Origin of the sequence: Longimicrobium sp. (genome assembly GCA_036387335.1) — a bacterium.
Lineage (GTDB): Bacteria > Gemmatimonadota > Gemmatimonadetes > Longimicrobiales > Longimicrobiaceae > Longimicrobium.
Genome location: DASVTZ010000039.1, coordinates 1 through 17,824, shown reverse-complemented (window position 1 = coordinate 17,824; position 17,824 = coordinate 1). Strand labels below are relative to the sequence as shown.

At 71.1% G+C, this 17,824-nt stretch carries 14 protein-coding genes; 5 read left to right on the top strand and 9 right to left on the bottom strand.

Features of this window, described 5'->3' with window-relative positions:
• Positions 1 to 118 precede the first annotated feature (118 nt).
• Positions 119 to 721, bottom strand: coding sequence for a hypothetical protein (locus VF647_03495; GenBank protein HEX8451133.1), 603 nt, complete (start codon positions 719 to 721; stop codon positions 119 to 121).
• A 40-nt stretch (positions 722 to 761) separates the two neighbouring features.
• Between VF647_03495 and VF647_03490 the strand changes: the two genes are divergently transcribed.
• The 3 genes from VF647_03490 to VF647_03480 all read left to right on the top strand — a co-directional run bounded on the left by VF647_03490 (position 762) and on the right by VF647_03480 (position 3,092).
• Complete coding sequence (locus VF647_03490) at positions 762 to 1,622, top strand: TPM domain-containing protein (GenBank protein ID HEX8451132.1); 861 nt, start codon at positions 762 to 764, stop codon at positions 1,620 to 1,622.
• Positions 1,623 to 1,644: 22 nt separating this feature from the next.
• Positions 1,645 to 2,370 carry a nucleotidyltransferase domain-containing protein gene (locus VF647_03485; GenBank protein HEX8451131.1) on the top strand — a complete coding sequence of 242 codons (726 nt, stop codon included), beginning with the start codon at positions 1,645 to 1,647 and terminating at the stop codon, positions 2,368 to 2,370.
• Positions 2,371 to 2,447: 77 nt separating this feature from the next.
• The gene (locus VF647_03480; GenBank protein HEX8451130.1) at positions 2,448 to 3,092 is read left to right on the top strand and encodes a LemA family protein; all 645 of its coding nucleotides are present in this window, start codon (positions 2,448 to 2,450) and stop codon (positions 3,090 to 3,092) included.
• 337 nt (positions 3,093 to 3,429) lie between these two features.
• Here VF647_03480 and VF647_03475 read toward each other — a convergent pair whose 3' ends face one another.
• The 3 genes from VF647_03475 to VF647_03465 form a co-directional block, all read right to left on the bottom strand.
• A complete protein-coding gene (locus tag VF647_03475) occupies positions 3,430 to 4,623 on the bottom strand; it encodes a hypothetical protein (protein ID HEX8451129.1) in 1,194 nt (397 codons plus the stop codon).
• On the bottom strand, positions 4,623 to 5,804 hold the full coding sequence (locus VF647_03470) for a hypothetical protein (protein HEX8451128.1): 1,182 nt from the start codon (positions 5,802 to 5,804) through the stop codon (positions 4,623 to 4,625). The genes VF647_03475 and VF647_03470 overlap by 1 nt, the downstream gene beginning before the upstream one ends.
• 207 nt (positions 5,805 to 6,011) lie before the next feature.
• Entirely contained in the window at positions 6,012 to 6,944 is a 933-nt protein-coding gene (locus VF647_03465) for a M23 family metallopeptidase (GenBank protein ID HEX8451127.1), read from the bottom strand.
• 369 nt (positions 6,945 to 7,313) lie between these two features.
• On the opposite strand from VF647_03465, the gene VF647_03460 reads away from it, so the two are divergent.
• Both VF647_03460 and VF647_03455 read left to right on the top strand, forming a co-directional pair.
• A complete protein-coding gene (locus tag VF647_03460) occupies positions 7,314 to 8,168 on the top strand; it encodes a type 1 glutamine amidotransferase domain-containing protein (GenBank protein HEX8451126.1) in 855 nt (284 codons plus the stop codon).
• A 102-nt stretch (positions 8,169 to 8,270) separates the two neighbouring features.
• Positions 8,271 to 9,566 (top strand): glycosyltransferase N-terminal domain-containing protein, encoded by a 1,296-nt coding sequence (locus VF647_03455; GenBank protein ID HEX8451125.1) that lies wholly within the window; start codon positions 8,271 to 8,273, stop codon positions 9,564 to 9,566.
• A 213-nt stretch (positions 9,567 to 9,779) separates the two neighbouring features.
• Here the strand turns inward: VF647_03455 and VF647_03450 are convergent, their stop codons facing one another.
• The 5 genes from VF647_03450 to VF647_03430 form a co-directional block, all read right to left on the bottom strand.
• Positions 9,780 to 9,959 carry a hypothetical protein gene (locus VF647_03450; protein HEX8451124.1) on the bottom strand — a complete coding sequence of 60 codons (180 nt, stop codon included), beginning with the start codon at positions 9,957 to 9,959 and terminating at the stop codon, positions 9,780 to 9,782.
• A gap of 16 nt (positions 9,960 to 9,975) precedes the next feature.
• Positions 9,976 to 11,976 carry an ATP-dependent zinc metalloprotease FtsH gene (ftsH, locus tag VF647_03445; protein ID HEX8451123.1) on the bottom strand — a complete coding sequence of 667 codons (2,001 nt, stop codon included), beginning with the start codon at positions 11,974 to 11,976 and terminating at the stop codon, positions 9,976 to 9,978.
• Positions 11,977 to 12,267: 291 nt separating this feature from the next.
• On the bottom strand, positions 12,268 to 12,735 hold the full coding sequence (locus VF647_03440; protein HEX8451122.1) for a hypothetical protein: 468 nt from the start codon (positions 12,733 to 12,735) through the stop codon (positions 12,268 to 12,270).
• Positions 12,736 to 12,892: 157 nt separating this feature from the next.
• Positions 12,893 to 14,338 (bottom strand): SusD/RagB family nutrient-binding outer membrane lipoprotein, encoded by a 1,446-nt coding sequence (locus VF647_03435; GenBank protein ID HEX8451121.1) that lies wholly within the window; start codon positions 14,336 to 14,338, stop codon positions 12,893 to 12,895.
• A gap of 25 nt (positions 14,339 to 14,363) precedes the next feature.
• Positions 14,364 to 17,720, bottom strand: coding sequence for a SusC/RagA family TonB-linked outer membrane protein (locus VF647_03430; GenBank protein HEX8451120.1), 3,357 nt, complete (start codon positions 17,718 to 17,720; stop codon positions 14,364 to 14,366).
• Between the last annotated feature and the right edge of the window lie 104 nt (positions 17,721 to 17,824).

Below are 17,824 nucleotides of genomic sequence, written 5' to 3'. Positions count from 1 at the left end.
CATTCCCCATTCCCCATTCCCCATTCCCCATTCCCCATTCCCCATTCCCCATTCCCCATTCCCCATTCCCCATTCCCCATTCCCCATTCCCCATTCCCCATTCCCCATTCCCCGCCCCTCAGAACAGCGGCTTCTCCTTCGCGTTCGACCGGGTCAGCGGTACCACCGTGCTGTCGCCGGTCAGGGTCATCTTCACGTTCCACTCCAACTCCGTGTCGGGGAGGATGTAGCGGGCGTAGATCCAGTACTGGCCCTCCTCCGCGGGGAGAACGGCGCGGCCGGTGGCGTCGGTGGTGTCGATGGCTTCGGAGAGCTCGCGGGCGAGGGCGGCGTTGCGCGCGACCTCGGGGAAGTCCTTGTAGGCGCTGTCACGCCAGGCGGCGCGGGCACGCTGGTTGGCGGCTACCTGCGCGGCGATGGCGCGCCGCTGCGCGTTCCAGCGCGCGACCGCCGTGTCCCCCTTCTGGCGCACCGTTGCGGACTCGGCCTGGAGCGCCTGCTGCTGCTGGAGCACTTCCTGCGGAAGAGTCGGCTCGGGATCGTCCGCGGCTTCGGCGAGCGAATCCAGAAGCTCCTCGCGGTCGTAGGGCAGAAGCTGGACGGGGAGATCCGCGATGGGCTCCCCTCCGGGCGTGAGCGACGCGCGAACCACCACCTTCGGGTCGGTGCCGCACGCCGCGGCGCACGCGAGCAGGGCCAGCACCACGAACTGTCGCTTCATCTCAGAACGAGCTCCGGAGGTTGGACTGAACATCGGGCGGATGCAACGTACGGATGCCCCCCTGGCGGGGCAAGGAAACGCGCGGCGCCTGGCATCCATCGCCGGCGCGCTCCTGCTGCTTGCGGGCGGGGCCGGGGCGCAGCCGCTCCAGATCCCCAGGCCCACCGGCTACGTCAACGACTTCGCGAACATCATCGACGCGGAGAGCGAGGCGGCCATCACCCGCATCGCCGACGAGGTGCGCCTCAAGTCCGGCGGCGAGATCGTGGTCGTGACCCTGCCGTCGCTGCAGGGGCGCACGCGCGACGAGGTGGGGCTCCAGATCCTGCGCGAGTGGGGGATCGGCAAGCGCGCGCAGGGGGTGGGAGATTCCACCGCCAACACGGGGACGCTGCTGCTGGTGGCGCTGCGCGAGCGGCAGGTGAGGATCGAGCTGGGCTACGGCACCAACGCCTTCATCACCGCCGCGGAGGCGGGGCGCATCCGCGACGAGGTCATCCTCCCCGCCTTCCGCCAGGGGCAGTTCGGGCCCGGGATCGAGGCCGGTGTGGGGGCGATCGCGCAGCAGTACGCCGGGCGCTTCGGCTTCCAGCTCACGGGCGCCGTCCCCGCGGAACAGCAGCAGCCCGCCACACGGACGGGGCGGCGGGGCGGCGGAATGAGCCCCGGCTTCATCTTCATGCTGCTGATCTTCTTCTTCCTCTTCATGCGCGGGCGCGGCGGCGGAGGGGGCGGCGGAAGGCGAAGGCGCGGCTACGGCGGGCCCGTCATCATCCCCTTCCCCATCGGCGGCGGGTGGGGCGGTGGCGGCTTCGGCGGGGGCGGCGGATGGGGCGGGGGCGGCTTCGGTGGGTTCGGCGGCGGGAGCGGCGGCGGTGGTGGCGGGGGAGGTGAATGGTGAACCCGACGGCGGAGCGGCACTGATGGCAGATGCGATGGAGCGGGCCCACGCCTTCGCGGCGGAGCTCAAGGACGCCTTCGGCGACGACCTGGTGTCGGTGGTCCTCTACGGATCGGCGGCGCGCGGGGAGTACAGAGAGGGAGTGTCGGACCTCAACGTGCTGGTGCTGCTGCGCGGCACGGGGGCGGCGTCGCTGCGGCGCGGATCGGCGCTGGCGCGGCGCTGGGTGGCGGAGCGCAACCCGCCGCCCATGATCCTGGGCGAGGAGGAGTGGCACCGCTCGGCGGACGTCTTCCCCATCGAGTACTCGGACATCCGCGACGCGCACCTGGTGCTGGCGGGCTCCGATCCCGTACAGGGGATCGAGGTGCAGGCCGAGGACCTGCGCCGCCAGTGCGAGCGCGAGATCAAGGGGAAGCACATCCAGCTCCGTGAGCACTTCATGCTTGCGGCCGGCGAGCCGGCGGAGCTGGGGACGCTGCTGGTGAAGTCGTTCCCCACCTTCCTGGTGCTCTTTCGCACGGTGCTGCGCCTGGCCGGCGACCCCGTGCCGCGCGATCCGGAGGAGACGCTGAGGGCGACGGCGGCGCGCGTGGGGTTCGATCCCGCGCCGCTCCTGGAGATCTGGCGTGCGCGGACCGGCGGCGCAAAGCTGAGCCCCGCGGCCGACTCGCCGGTGGTGGCGGGGTATCTGGACGCGGTGGAGCGCGTCGCCGTGTGGGTGGACCGGCTTACGAACGGCGCGTAGGACGCTTTTTGCAGATAGAAACGGGCGCGGTGCACGGGCACCGCCCCGACCCGATTTCCTTGAGAGGACGAGATCCGATGCGGCTCGCGAACATTGTGGCAGTGGCGGCGCTGGGCGCGTCGCTTTCCGGGTGCGGCTACAACCGCATCCAGCAGCTGGACGAAACGGTCGAGCAGGCCCGCGCCAACGTCGGCGTGGAGCTGACGGCGCGCAACCAGCTCATCCCCAACATGGTCAAGACCGTGGAAGGCGCGGCGAACTTCGAGCGCGGCACCTTTACGGACGTGGCCAAGGCGCGCAGCGGCCAGGCGGTGGCGCAGGCGCAGCAGGGACTCCAGCAGTCCGCCCAGAAGCTGAACCAGGCGGTGCAGGCCGGCGACGTGGCCGCCATGGCGGCGGCGGACGAGCAGGTGACGCGCCAGATCGGCACCTTCATCAACGTGTCGCGCGAGGCGTACCCGCAGCTCAACGCCACGCAGAGCTTCCGCGGCCTGCAGGACCAGCTCGCCGAGAGCGAGAACCGGATCGCGGTGGCTCGGCGCGACTACAACGGGGCGGTGCGCGAGTACAACACGTACATCCGCCAGTTCCCGCAGGCGATGACCGCCCGCTTCAGCGGCGCCACGCGCAAGGAGCCCTACCGCGAGCCCGCCGGCTCCAACGAGGCCCCCAAGGTGGAGTTCGGCGGGGCCGCGGCACCCGCCGCGCCCCCTGCGCCGTAGCCGTCTTCAAGACTGGACAACAACGGGGCCGCGTCCGATGTGGACGCGGCCCCGTTCTCACCGGGGGGTGAACCCCCCGGCTGGAACCACGCGAAGCCCACTGAAGTGGGCTCGTGCACACGACGGCCAGTCCACCTTCGCGAAACCGAGTCCAATCTCGCATTTGTCGAGTCGGCTTTAGCCGCCTTCCCGTCGTTCCAGCCGGGGGATTCATCCCCCGGAACCCGGCCGCCGCACCCACCTCCGCCACCGGCACCGATTTCCTCCGAGGAGCCTGCGAAGGCAGGCTTCCCGCGGTTGTTGCAGCGGTTTCAACCGCCGGAAAAGGGGTCGACCCCTACTCCCGATCCTTCTCGAACGGCCCCAGGTACACCATCACCGGCGCGTCCAGCGAGCGGGCGGCGGCGTGGAGGCGCTCGGCGGTCACGCGCTGCACGGCGGCCAGCGGGTCTCCGCGCTCGCCCACCAGCGCGCCGCGCGCCAGGGCATCGGCCCGCGCCTCGGGCGAGTCCAGCTCCAGCAGCCGGCGTCCGCGAAAGCGCCGCGCCCGCTCCGTGAACGCCGCCTCCGAGACGGGCGCGCCGGCGTACCCGGCCACCGCCTCGCGCATGCGCGTGCCCCATGCCTCCGCCTCGCGTGGGGGCACGACCAGGTGGATGCGCAGCTCGCCGCCGCCCGCGTGGCGCACGACCTCCACGCCCTGGTCGTACACGGAGCGGCGGCTGGGGCCGAAGCCGACCTGGTCCAGCACGAGGCTTCCCAGCATGCGGATCGACTCCACGTCCGCGCCGGGGCCGAAGCGGTAGCTGGCGGCGACCCAGGCGGTGATGGCGTTGTACTCCGTGTGCACCGCCGTGTCGCCGCGGGTGGGCGGCGGCACCTCGCCGGCGCGCAGGGCGCCGGGCTCCAGGAACGCCAGCACCCGCGCGTCCACGTCGGCGCGCTCCACGGGGCCGACGACGGCGATCACGGCGCGCTCCTGCGAGAAGGCGCGGCGCAGAAACGCCTCCACCGCGGCGGGCTCGATGCGCCCCACCGTCGCGGCCGTCCCCACTGCCGGGCGCCCCCACGGGTGGTCGCGCCCCCACACGGCCGCGTCGACCTCGCGCTTGAGGGCATCGGCGGGGCTGGTCTCGCGCGCCGTCAGCTCGGCCACCAGGGCGGCGCGCTGGCGGGTGATGGCCGACGCCTCCAGCGGATCGCGGAAGAGGGCGACGAGCAGGGTGCGCGTGGCCTCGTCCCACGCATCGGGCGCGGCGGTCAGCGTCATGGAGACGGCGTCCTTGCCCCCCTCCACCCGCAGCCGCGCGCCCAACGAGTCGAGCACGGAAAGGATCGGCGCCACCACGGATCGGGCGGCGAGGTACGCGACGCCTTCTTCCCCCTCCGGCTCGTCGGCGGGGCCGGCGGCCAGGAGCACCTCGACGGTCACCACGGGCGTGCCGGGCTCGGAGCGCACCAGGATGCGGTCCTGCGCGAACACGGGGGCGCACACGAGCGCCGCCGCCAGCGCGAGAACGAGGGCCCGCATCAGTTGGGCACCAGCCGCTGCGGGGCCACGCTCACGGTGACGGGCGTGCCGCCGCGTGCGCCCTCCAGCGCGGCGCGCACGGAATCGACCGTCACCGCGTCCAGCGCGGCGAAGAATCGCTGCGCCGCCTCCCCGCCCTCGCCGCGGTCGGCGAAGGCGCCGAGCACCTCGGCCATGCGCTCCGGCGTGCGGCTGAAGAAGAGGAGGTCGCGCCGCACCCCGGCCGCCGCGTCGCGCACTGCGCCCTCATCCAGCGCCGTCGCGGTCGCCGCCAGCGCGCCGGCCACACTGCGCCGCGCCGCCGCCGCCCGCTCCCCCGTGGTCGCGGCGACGATGGCCAGCGCGTGCCCGCGGTGCGTCCACCAGTGCTCCACCTCGACGGTGGCGTTGGGGATCGTGCGCCGCAGCCGGCTCCTCACCAGCCGCGCGGCCACCGAGAGCGTCGCCGCGTCCGCGTCCGGCGCCGCCACGGCCCACCCCGTCCACGCGCGGCTCGCCTGCGGGGTGTCGGCCGCAAGCGCGGGAGCGGTGTCCACAGGCGTCTCGGGGAGCCGTGCCTCGCCGGCGGCGGGAAGGGAGCGGAGCGCTCGCGCCACCTCCCCCGCATCCACGTTCCCCACGGCGACCACCGAGACGCGCTCCGGCGCGTACATCTCCCCCCACAGCGCATCCAGCGGCGCCGACTCCAGCCGCGCCGCGGACGATGGGGTGCCGGCCGCGGGAAGCTCCTGCGGAAAGATCCCCTGCCGGAGCGCCGCGCGCACGTACGACGCGGCCGTCTCGCGTTCCGCCGCCCGTTCCTGCGAGAGCGCGTTCAGCGCCAGCAGCATCTCGCCCTGCCCGGGCTGTGGCGCGCGCAGTGCGCCCCGCAGCACCCCCGCCAGATACCCGAGCTCCGAAGCGGGCCCGGTCACCAGGTACACCAGCGCGTCGGACGTGCGCGACGCCTGCACGCGCGCCCCCACCCGCGCCGCCTGCTCCTCCATGGCCGGGAGGTGGAGGTGCTGGATCAGGTGCCCAGCCCCCGCGAACCCGCGCGGGTCGTCCGCCAATAGCGAAAGGCGCAGCGCCACCAGCGGCAGCGCCGGCTGCCGGTGCACCGTAACCGCCGGCCCATCCTGCGGCATCGGGGGCGAAGTGGTATCCGCGGCCAGCGCGGCGAGGAGTAAAAGGTTCAGCATCGAAGCCAGGTATTGGAAAAAACGGAAGTGCTAAGTCCTAAGTGCCAAGTGCTGGGTAAAAGCGCACTCACGCACTAACGCACCGCTGTTCAGGACTTAGCACTTAGCACTTAGGACTCTCCGCCCCCAAACTGCCCCCCGCCCCCACATACAGCAAGGAGCGCCCGGAGGCGCTCCTTGAATCCGTCCCGCGCCGTCAGCCCCGGCTCAGTCCGGAATCGCGTCCGCGACGATGAAGTTGAGCGGGTCCACCTGGCGCCCGTTCTGCTCCACCTCGTAGTGAAGGTGCGGCCCGCTGGTCAGCCCGGTGGCGCCCACCTCGGCGATCACGTCGCCGCGCTGCACCATCTCGCCGGTTCGCACGTGCAGGCGCGAGGCGTGGGCGAAGCGGGTGATGTAGCCGTAGCCGTGGTCGATCTCCACCATGTTGCCGTAGCCGTTGGAGCGGTTCCCGGAGAACGTCACGCGTCCCTTCCCCGGCGCGAGGATCGGCTGGCCAATACGGGCGGCGATGTCGATCCCCTTGTGCGGGCGGGTGATGCGGAGCACCGGGTGCGCGCGGGCGCTGGAGAAGAGCGACGACAGGTGGCCGCTGGCGGGGGCGATGGAGGGGGTGCGGGCCATCCGCTCGTTGTTGCTGCGCAGCGCGCCCAGCGCCTCGTCCAGCGATGCCTGCAGCAGCCGCGCACGCCGCGCCAGGACACCCAGGTTTCCTTCCGCGTTCTCCAGCTTGCGCCCCACCCCGGGGTTCACGTGCATCAGCGCCGCGTCCGCCAGCGACGAGCCGGGCCCGCCGATCCCCACCTTCTTCACGTCCTTGTCCAGCTCCGGGAGCCCCGCGATGGTGCGGTACTGCTCGTCCTTGAGGGCAAGCTGGTCGATCGACTGGTTCAGCTCCGCCATCTGCTCGCGCATCTGGTCCACCTCGGCGGCGAGAAGCTGGTTCTCGCGGCGAAGCTGGGCGTTGTGCAGCGAGCGTCCCTGCTTCGCGAAGAAGCCGACGCCGAAGATGGCGAAGAGGAGGACGACGGCGACCGCGCCGGAGATGGCGGTGCGGATGGTCCGGCGGGTGACCTGCCAGGAGAGGACGCGCTCGTTGTCGTGCGGAACGAGCATCAGCGTCCAGCGGGATCGAGGCATGAACTTCGGGCTGCGAGGACTGGTGGACGGAAGGGTCCGATACTGCAAGTTGAAGTCGTGTAGGAGCCTATGATACACGCCCACTTCCCGCGGTGTCAACCTTGTCCGCGCCCCCGCGCCCTGCTCCACGACACTCAACCCGTTGCCACGTAACGGGTTGCGCCAATATCCCCGACAGCGCGTCACACAGAGCCACAGAGGGGCACGGAAAGGAGGGCGGAAGGGTTTCTCTGTGCCTTCGCGGTTCCCTCCGTGTTCTCTGTGTGATGCTTTGGGGTTCTTCGCAGAGCACCTTCGGCAAAGGTCTTGCACCGGCCGGGCGCCCCGCGATCGAGCGCGGAGTAATGAGCGAACTCAGGAGGAGATGGGATGCGAAACGACAGCCTGGAAGGACTTAGAGTAGCGGTGCTCGCGGCGGACGGCTTCGAGCAGGTGGAGCTCACCTCGCCCGTGGAGGATCTGGAGGACCGTGGCGCCGAGGTGGACATCATCTCCATCCACCCGGGGCGCATCCGCGGCGTGAACGGCATGTACCCGGGGAAGAAGGTGAAGGTGAGCTACACGCTGGATGAGATCGGCGTGGAGGACTACGACGCGCTCCTCCTTCCCGGCGGCCTCGCCAACCCGGACGCGCTGCGCCAGAACGAGCGCGTGCTGGACTTCGTCTCCGCCTTCAACTCGCGGGGGAAGCCCATCGCCATGATCTGCCACGCGCCCTGGGTGCCGATCTCGGCGGGGATGGTGTCGGGCCGGCGGCTGACTTCGTGGCCGGGGATCAAGCACGACGTCCTCAACGCCGGCGGGCTGTGGACGGACGAGCCGGTGGTGCGCGACCGCAACTGGGTTTCCAGCCGCGGGCCGCACGACCTGCCGGTGTTCAACCAGGCTGTCGCCGAGCTCTTTGCCGAGCACGTCCCGGTGCACGTGGAGGAAGAGGAAGAGGGCGGATCGCTGGGCGTGGTGGTGGCGGGGGTCGCCGCCGCGGCGGCCGGATACGCCGTCTGGCGCTACCTCCAGGCCCGCGCCGACCGCTACGAGGAGGCGCCCGCGCCGCGCGAGTACACCTCCGCCGCGCCCGCCCCGGTGCCGGCTCCCACCCCCGCGACGGCCGCCGCCCCCATGCCCCCCGTCGCGCCGATGCCGCCCTCCACCCCCGCCGTCACCCCGACCGCGGACGTGGAGCTGGAGCGCGTCGTGATCGTCGGCGACGTGGTGGACCGGTAGCGTCCCGTCGTCCCATTGGAGCACCCCGCCGCCCGTGCCAGGGCGGCGGGGTGCTTCGCGCGCGGGTTGTGGGCGGAGCGCGGGCCGGGGTAGCTTGCGGCCATGGCGATCTCGGAACGCATCTACACCCTGGCCCTCGCAGCGGCGCGCCCTCTCCTCCCGCTCGCCTCGCGCGGAGAGGGAAAGTTGGCGCGCGGCATTCGCGGGCGGCGCGGCGTCCTGCAGCGGATGGCCGCCTGGGGGGATGCGGAACGTGACCCGTCTCGGCCGCTCGTCTGGTTCCACGCGCCGAGCGTGGGCGAGGGGCTGCAGGCGCGCGCCGTCGTGGAGGCGCTCCGTGCCCGCCGCCCCGACATCCAGGTGGCGTACACCTACTTCTCCCCCTCCGCCGAGTCGTTCGCCCGCACCATCGCCGCGGACTTCACGGACTACCTGCCTTTCGACCTGGCGAGCGACGTAGGACGCGCGCTGGACCTGCTGCGGCCGCGCGTGTTCGCCTTCTCCAAGACGGACGTGTGGCCCGTCCTCACGCGAGAGGCGAGCGCGCGCGGCGTGCGGCTGGCGCTCCTGAGCGCGACTCTTCCGGCATCCTCCAGCCGGCTGGGCGGGGTCGCGCGCGCGCTGCTGGCCCCCGCGTACGGGCGCCTGAACATCGTCGCCGCAATATCTCAGTCCGATGCGGACCGCTTCGCCGCGCTGGGCGTGCCTCCCGAGCGGCGCACGGTGATGGGGGATGCGCGCTTCGACCAGGTCTGGGAACGCGCCGCCCGCGTGGACCGCGGCTCTCCGCTCCTGGCGCCGTTCGCGGCATGGCCCGGCCTCACGCTGGTCGCCGGCTCCACCTGGCCGGCGGACGAGGACCACCTCATCCCCGCGCTTGCACGTCTGCGCGCGGACGGGCTCCCGCTCCGCCTCATCCTGGTGCCGCACGAGCCCACGGAGGCGCACCTCGCCCGCACCGAAGCCGCCCTGAGCGCACACGCGCTCCCGCACGTCCGCCTCTCCGCGGTGGAGGCGAGCGCGGAGGTGCCCGCGGTCACGCTGGTGGACCGCGTGGGCATCCTGGGCGACCTGTACGCGCTGGCGGATGTGGCGTACGTGGGCGGCGGCTTCGGCACCGCGGGGCTGCACTCGGTGCTGGAGCCGGCGGCGTTCGGCGCGCCGGTCCTCTTCGGCCCCCGCCACGCCAACGCCCGCGAAGCCGCCGAGCTGGTGGCCGCCGGTGGGGGGTTCGAGGTCACCGGCACCGCGCACCTCGCCGAGACGCTGCGCCGACTGGCCGACCCCGCCGCGCGCCACCCCTCCGGCGCCGCCGCGCGCCGTTACGTCGAAGCCGGCCGCGGTGCTGCCCTGCGCGGCGCGGAGATCATCGAGGGGCTGGTGGGGGCCGGCGGTTGAAACCGCTGCAACAACCGCGGGAAACCTGCCTTCGCAGGTTTGAGGGGGGCGGGATGGGTGCCCGGATCGCCGGGGAATGAATCCCCCGGCTGGAACCACGCGAAGCCCACTGAAGTGGGCTCGAGAAACGCGGCATCCGACCGGGAGTCCGCGAAGGCGGACTTTGTGCGGTTGTTGCCGCGAGTTTACTCGCCCCCGCTGGTGGAACGGGCGCTAGTTCCCGTCCCCGTCGCCGTCCTCCACGCGCTCGCCTTCGGCCTGCGAGGGGCCGCGGCCCTCCTCGTTGCTCATCCCCGCGGCTTCGTCGGTGTTGGTGGGCCGCTCCGGGGCCGGAGCGGCCTGCTCGTCGGCCGTGTGGGGGCTCTTCTCGCTGTAGCGTGGATCCTTGGGCACCGTTCCTCCTCCGTTGTCAGTCGGGCAGCGTCTCGCCACGCGCGGACGAGGCGGCGCGGGTGTCGTCGTCCATCAGGCCGCCCTTGACGGGCGGGGGCACCACGATGCGGTCCTCGGACGGCTCGTGGGTGCGCGGCGGAAGGTTCATGATCCGCCGCAGGTCCGCCTCGTCCACCACCTCCACTTCCAGCAGGCGCTGCGAGAGCACCTCCAGCACCTCGCGGTCCTGCGTCAGGATGCGCCGCACCCGCTCGTACGTCCCGTCGATGAGGCCGCGGATCTCCGCGTCGATGGCGCGGGCGGTCTCCTCGCTGTACGAGCGCTGCGCGGTGCCGCCGTCGGGGCCCTGCAGGAACTGGCTGCGGCGCGGACCGGAAAGGTTCACCGGGCCCAGCTCGCGGCTCATCCCGTACTCCATCACCATGCTGCGCGCCAGCTCCGTCACCCGCTCCAGGTCGTTGCCCGCGCCGGTGGAGATCTCGTTGAAGACGATCTCCTCCGCCACGCGCCCGCCCAGGAGCACGGCGATGCGGTCCATCAGCTCCTGCTTGGTGAGCAGGTAGCGGTCCTCGGTGGGGAGCTGCTGCGTGTACCCCAGCGCCGCCACGCCGCGAGGGATGATGGAGATCTTGTGCACCGGGTCGGCCGTGGGCACGCGCTCGGCGACGATGGCGTGGCCGGCCTCGTGGTAGGCCACGATGGTGCGCTCCTTCTCGTTGATCAGCCGGTTCTTCTTCTCCAGCCCCGCGATGATGCGGTCCACCGCGTCGTCGATCTCCTTGAGCGTCACGGCGGCCAGGTCGCGCCGCGCGGCCAGGAGCGCCGCCTCGTTGAGCAGGTTCGCCAGGTCCGCGCCCACGAAGCCCGGGGTGCGCCGCGCGATCTTTTCCAGGTTCACGTCCTCGCCCAACTGCACGTCCTTGGCGTGGATGCGCAGGATCTCAAGCCGGCCGTTGACGTCGGGTCGGTCCACCAGGATCTGCCGGTCGAAGCGGCCTGGGCGCAGCAGCGCGGGGTCCAGGATCTCCGGGCGGTTGGTGGCGGCCATGATGATGACGGCCATGCGCGGGTCGAAGCCGTCCATCTCCACCAGGAGCTGGTTGAGCGTCTGCTCGCGCTCGTCGTTGCCGCCCAGCACGCCGCCCGGGCCGCGCGCCTTCCCCAGCGCGTCCAGCTCGTCGATGAAGATGATGCACGGCGACTGCGCCTTGGCCTGCGCGAAGAGGTCGCGCACGCGCGCCGCGCCCACGCCCACGAACATCTCCACGAACTCGGCGCCGCTGATGGAGAAGAAGGTGACCCCCGCCTCGCCGGCAACCGCGCGGGCCAGGAGCGTCTTCCCCGTCCCCGGGGGGCCCACCAGGAGGACGCCCTTGGGGATCTTGGCGCCCAGCTTGGCGAACTTCTCCGGGTGCTTGAGGAACTCCACCACCTCGTACGTCTCCTGCTTCGCCTCGTCCACCCCCGCCACGTCGTCGAAGGTGACGCCCGTCCCCTCCTCGCCCACGATGCGCGCGCGGCTCTTTCCCACCGTGAGCACCCCCTGCGTGGGGTTCATGCGGCGGGTGAAGAAGGTGAAGAGCCCCACCAGCACCAGCAGGGGAAGGAAGAGCATCACCAGCCCCGTCCAGCGGGAGGGCTGCTCGTACTCGTAGCGCACCCCCGCCTGGTCCAGGATCCCAGTCAGCGTCTCGTCCTCGCCCACGATGCGCTCGCTGCGCCACACCACGCGCCCCTTGGGGCCCACGGAGTCGCGCGGAACGGCGGTGATGGCGGTGGTGCTGAGGGTGGCGCGCGCCACCTGTCCCTGGCGGATGCGGCCCTTGAGCTCGCTGTACCCCAGGTCGGTGGGGCCGCGGTTGGTGAACAGGTTGACCGCCAGCAGCCCGGCCAGGACGAGCAGGAGGAGGGGCCCGATGCCGAAGCCTGTGCGCCGCGGATCGAACCCGCCGCTCTTCGTCCGCCGGTCGTTGCCTGCTTTCCGGCGTTCGTTGGGAACGTTGGGAGGAGTTGCCATGGCGCCGGCCGGGCGCAAGAGGCAGGCCACCCGCGGAGACGCAGAAGATTCAGCGGAGAACTGCAACTGCATGGCTCACACAGAGACACAGAGACACAGAGAGAGAACCACAAAAGTTTCTCTGGGGTGTTCGATTTCCTTGGGTGGCGTTTGTGTGATGCTTTTCGCTTTTGCTTTTCTCTCTGTGCCTCTGTGTCTCTGTGTGAGGCCGCTGTTGCCGTTCAAACGAAGACGGCCAGACACCGGAGCTTCCGATGTCTGGCCGCCATCACGCCCGAGGCGCGGTGGGCGCTACTGCTGGTTGCCCCCGCCGCTGCCGCCGCCGCCGTTGCTGGCACGGCCCGCGCGTACGCCGGACACGAACGCCGCCCCGCCGAGCGCCACCAGCCCCGCCAGCCCCGCCGTGCGCACCAGCGACACGCGGTTGACGCTCACGGCCGCCGCGTTGCTCCGCGGCACCCGCACCGTCTCGCCGTTGGCCGCGTGCTCGAAGCCCGAGCGCGTGGTGGCGCTCAGCGCGGAGAGCACGATCTGCGAGCTGTCTTCCGTCACCACCTCGCCGATCAGCGACACCACGTCGTTGGCGGTCAGCTCGCCCAGCTTCACCACCTGCGGCTCGCGGAGCTGCACCCGCACGCGGGCGCCCGGCCGCGGCGCCACGCCGTTCGCAGGCGCGTACGCGAAGCACCCGTTGAGAAAGGACAGCGAAAGGAGGAGCGCCGCCACCGGCCGCACCATCCGCTTCTGTCGCAGGAGCATGGTCACTCGACCTCCCTTTGCCCGCTCGTGAGAAAAAGTCCCGGGCGACGAAACGTCGCCCGGGACCCCGGCAACCTGCGTGCCGGCTACAGACCGTGCCGCCGGGCTCCCCTGGCCGCGCGCCCCGTGAGGCGCGCGTCCAGAATCACCCGCCGGATCAGGACCCGGGGCAGGGAGTCGGGTCGTTGGCGTTGCGCCGCGGCTGCTGGTCCGGCGGCGGGATGTTCGGGTTGGTCTGGCGCTCCTGCTGGCCGTAGAACAGCCGCCCCGGAACCGCCTTGTTGTTGTACGTCGTCAGGCTCGGAAGGCAGGTGCGCTTGTAGTCGTTGTAGACTTCGATGTTCAGGAAGTTGGCGATGTACTTCTGGGTGATGATCTCCGTCAGAAGCGCATTGCCCGACAGCGCGTCCACCTGGGCCGACGTGGGGTTCGTGATCGTCACGCCCGACTGGGCCGCGGCGCAGGCGATCCCGGCCTTCAGCGCGTTGCGCGCCGGGGTCGTGTTCCCCAGGCGGAACTCCGCCTCGGCCAGAATGAACTGGTTCTCCGCGCAGGTCACCATCGGCTGGCGATAGTCCGCCGCGCCCGCGCCCTCGGTGTTCAGCACCGACGCGGACTGGTTCGCCTCACCCGCGCGCGAGCCCACGTAGTTGTTGCCCGACACCGGCTCGAAGTACACGGCCAGGCGCGGGTCGTTGCGGGTCTTGAGCAGCTCCACCAGGTGGTTGCCCGCCGCAAGGTAGCCGGCGCGCTCGTCGAAGAACTGGTAGAAGAAGTTCGCCTCGGAGCTGGTCTCGGTGTGGAACGCGCGCCAGTCGCCCGACGCGCTCTGGATGCCCGCCAGCGCCTCGGCGCGCGCCTTGGTGATGCAGTTGCCGCCGCACGCGGTGGCCGCCATCGTCGCCGAAGCGCCGCCGGCGAGCTGCGCCTCGACCCAGTGCATGTAGTAGCGGGCCTTCAGCGTGTGCGCGGCCGCCACCCAGCGCGGCCGGCTTCCGCCGTAGATCAGGTCCACCGCCGAGAGCTGCGTGTAGAACGCCGACGCGCCGCCCGTGGGCGCGGTCGACAGGCTGGTGATCGCCTGGTCCAGCAGCGCCTGCACGTCCGCGTACACCTGCGCCTGCGGGTCGAGCGGCGCCGGCGTGCCCTCCACCAGGGCCCCACGGTACGGAAGGTCGCCGAAGATCGACGCGCCCATCCCGATCAGGTACGCCTCGTGGATCGAGAACAGCGCCGAGCACTGCGCGCAGCCCACCGAGTCGCCGATGGCGCGGGCGCGGCGGATGTCCACCAGCCCGCCGCCCGTGTAGAGCGAAGCGAACTCGCCGTCCGCGTCTTCCTCGGTGATGTCGTACCGGTCGAGGAGGGCGAACTGCCGGTCGGTGCCGGCCAGCTGCTGCGTCCACACCGCGGCCGTACGCGCGAGCTGCCCCTCGGCCACGAGGAACGAGTTCACCTGCGTCGACACGAACAGGCTGGGCAGCGTCGGCTGGGTGATGATGTTGGGGTCGGCGTCGGAGATGTCGATGAAATCGCATCCTCCGAGGGAGCCGACCAGGAGGGCCGCCGCGATCGCGCGGCCCTTCCAGGTACGGTTCTTCATGTGCGATAGCTCCTTGCTAGACGCGTCAGCGGTTCAGGTTGACCGAGATCACGTACGAACGCGTCTGCGGATTGTTGAAGTAGTCGAGCCCGCGGCCGTTGCGCTCGCCCACCAGGTTCGACTCCGGGTCGATCCCGGTGTAGTCGGTCCAGGTGCGCAGGTTGCGCCCGCTCAGGGTGATGTCGGCCGAACCGATCCCCATGCGGCTGAGCCAGCCCTGGTCCAGCGTGTACGAGATGGAGACGTCGCGCAGCTTCACGAAGCTCCCGTCCTCGATGAACTGCGAGAACGGACCGGTGAACCCGCTGCCGATGCCGCCCTGCTGCCACGTGGCCCAGTTCAGCGGAACCACCTGGCCGGCGCCCGGGCCCGCCACGTCCGGCTTGGTGCCGTTGGCCAGCGCGAAATCGCCGAAGGCGGCCTTGAAGCCCTCGCCCTGGAAGGGGATCGTCTCTTCGCTGGTGCCGAAGAAGTACAGTGCGCCCTTGGTGCCGTTCCACACGTCGCCGCCGTGGCGGATGTCGAACAGCGCGGAGAGGCGGAGGTTGGTGCCCAGCGTGAAGCTGTTGCGGATGCTGGCCATCCAGTCCGGGTTCGGATCGCCCGCCACGCGCGACACGTCGTCCGTGATGGGGAAGCCGTCCTCGCCGATGTACAGCGCGCCCGGCTTGGCGTTCGGGTACAGCTGGTCGATGTTCTCGCCGTCGATCAGCGACCCGCGGCCGAAGCGCACGAAGTCCTGGCCGAAGAACACGCCGAAGGGGTTGCACCCCTTGGTGCCCGCGGCGCCCGGCGCCACCAGCGACACCGTGGAGCCCGTGAAGCCGTCCAGCGAGAGCTCCTCGGTGCCCGGAAGCGCGGTCACGCAGGTGCGGCTGCGGGTGTAGGTGCCGTTCACCGTCCAGCCGAAGCGGCGGCTCTGCACCGGGGCCACGTCGAGGGTGGCTTCCCAGCCGCTCCCCTCGAACTCGGCCACGTTCGCGTACTCCTGCACGCGGCCCAGGCTGTACGCCGTGGGCACCGGCAGGATCACGTCCTTGGTCTTGTTGGTGTAGTACGTGAGCCCGGCGGACACGCGGCGGCCGAAGAAGGCCAGGTCGCCACCGATCTCGGTCTCCGTCTTCACCTCGGGGGTGATGTTCGGGTTGCCGCGCAGCGACTGCGTGAAGATGCCGGTGAGCCCGTTGTACACCGAGTTCAGGCCGTTGCCCTGCACGTAGCCGTCGATGAAGGCGCCGGTGGTGTAGCCGCTGGTGTTGGAGAACACCGGCGGCTGGCGGCCCACGCGGCCCCACGAAGCGCGCAGCTTGCCGAAGTCCAGCCAGCTCACGTTGTCGAACGCGCCCAGCTTGGTGAACGCCCAGCTCACGCCGACGCTCGGGTAGAAGAAGCGCTTGCCGTCGCCGCCGAACGTCGAGGAGCCGTCCATACGGCCGGTGGCCGTAAGGGTCAGCTGGTCCGCGAACGTCGTCTCGCCGGTGGCGAAGTAGCCGTCGGTGCGGCTCTCGTACTCGAACTCGTCCGGAATGCGGTCGACGCCGAAGTCCGACTGCTGCGTGCCCGGGAACAGGTTCGTCGTCGTCAGCAGGTTACGGCTGTACTGTTCCTGGTTCAGGTTCTGCCCCACCGTGAGGCTTCCCACCAGGTTGCGCCCCAGGGTCCCGCTCGCCGTGGCGGACAGGTTGGAGTCGAGGATCAGGTCGTTGAACGTGGCCGTGATCACCCGCCCGGTGGAGAACGAAGCCGAGCTGTTGGGCATGTACGACAGCTGCTCGTCGGAGTAGTAGTCCACGCCGAGCACGTAGTTCACGCGCAGCCACGAGGCCGGGGTGTAGTCCAGCCCGACGTTGCCCATGGTGCGGCCGACTTCGCTCCAGTTCTGCCCCGCCTGGGCGACGAAGAACGGGTTGTCGTACAGCGACGACTGGTTGATGTCGGTGGGGTTCGGGCGGCGGTACGACCGCTGGAGCCCCGTCTCCGGGTTCACGTAGCACGGCTGCCCCGCCTTGAGCTGCGACGACGGCAGGCAGTTGTTGAACTCCGGCGGCGTGCGCAGCGCGCCCAGCAGGATGCCGCTGGTGTTGGAGCCCTGCTGCACCAGGTCGGCCTCGGTGCGGGCGTACGCGATGTTGCCGTTGATCTGCAGGTCGCTGAACAGCGCGTGCGACCCCTTGAGGCGCACCGAGTTGCGCGCGAACGCCGAGTTGCCGCGCAGCGTGCCGTCCACGCTGTTGCGGCCCACGCTCATGAAGTACGTGGTGCGCTCGCTGCCGCCGGACACGGTGAGGTTGTTCTCCATCCGGGTGCCGGTCTCGTACAGCTCCTCCGCGTGGTCGAACGTCTCCACGCCCGTCAGCGGGCGGCCGAAGCTCGCCGTGCTCTGGAACGTCGAGTCGCGGAACACGGTGCGCGCCTGGTCGAACGAGGCGAAGTTGGTGCCGAAGTCGGCGTTCAGATCGCCGATCGTCTCGTACAGCGGGATGTACGCGAGGTACGAGAGCCCGCGCCCGTTGGTGCGCTGAAGCCCCGGAAGCTGCGACACCTGGTCGCGGCCCGCCGTAAGGCTGTACGTCACCTGCGTGCGGCCGGCGCGGCCGCGCTTGGTGGTGATCAGCACCACGCCGTTGGCGCCGCGCGACCCGTAGATGGCCGTGGCCGCCGCGCCCTTGAGGATCTGGACGTTCTCGATGTCGTTCGGGTTGATGTCCGTGGCGCGGTTGGACGTCGCCGTGCCGGACACGCCGAAGCTGGACGGCTCCACCGAGTTCGACGAGTTGTCGATGGGCGTGCCGTCAACCACGAAGAGCGGCTGGGTGCCGCCCACGATGGAGGCGGCCTCGCGGATGCGGATGTACGTGCCCGCGCCCGGGTCGCCGGAGGAGCTGATGACGTTGACGCCCGGCGCCTTGGCCGCCAGCGCCGTCACGATGTTGGGCTCGTTGGACTGCGTGATCTCCTCGGAACGGACCGTGGAGATGGCGGTGGTCACGCGCTCGCGGGTGGTGGCCGTACCCTGGCCCGTCGCCACGATCCCCTCCAGCTGCAGCACGTCGGCGCCGAGCTGGAAGTTCTGCGTGAGGCTGGCGCCCGGCGAGAGCGTCACGGTGCGCGAGGACGAAGCGAGGCCCACGCGCGAAGCGGTGATCGTCACCTGCCGCGCCGACTGCAGGCGCGACGCGGGAACCACCAGGCGGTACGTGCCGTCAGCGGCCGTGGTGGTGCCGGCTGCGAGGGCGTTGATGCGTACGGTCACGGCGCTTTCGGGAGCGCCCGCCGCGTTGGTCACACGTCCGGTCACCGTTGCCGGCTCCTGAGCCGTCAGCGGAGTGGACGCCGTGGCCGCGGCGACTACCGCCGCAAAGAGCCAACGGACTTGTTTCATGCACGACCTCCGGGAGCTTGCCGGCACCTCGCCGGCAGTCGGTGGATACGGGCCGGCGTGCGCCGGGCTCCGTTGGGACTTCCCGCTTGCCTCCGCCGGGCGAT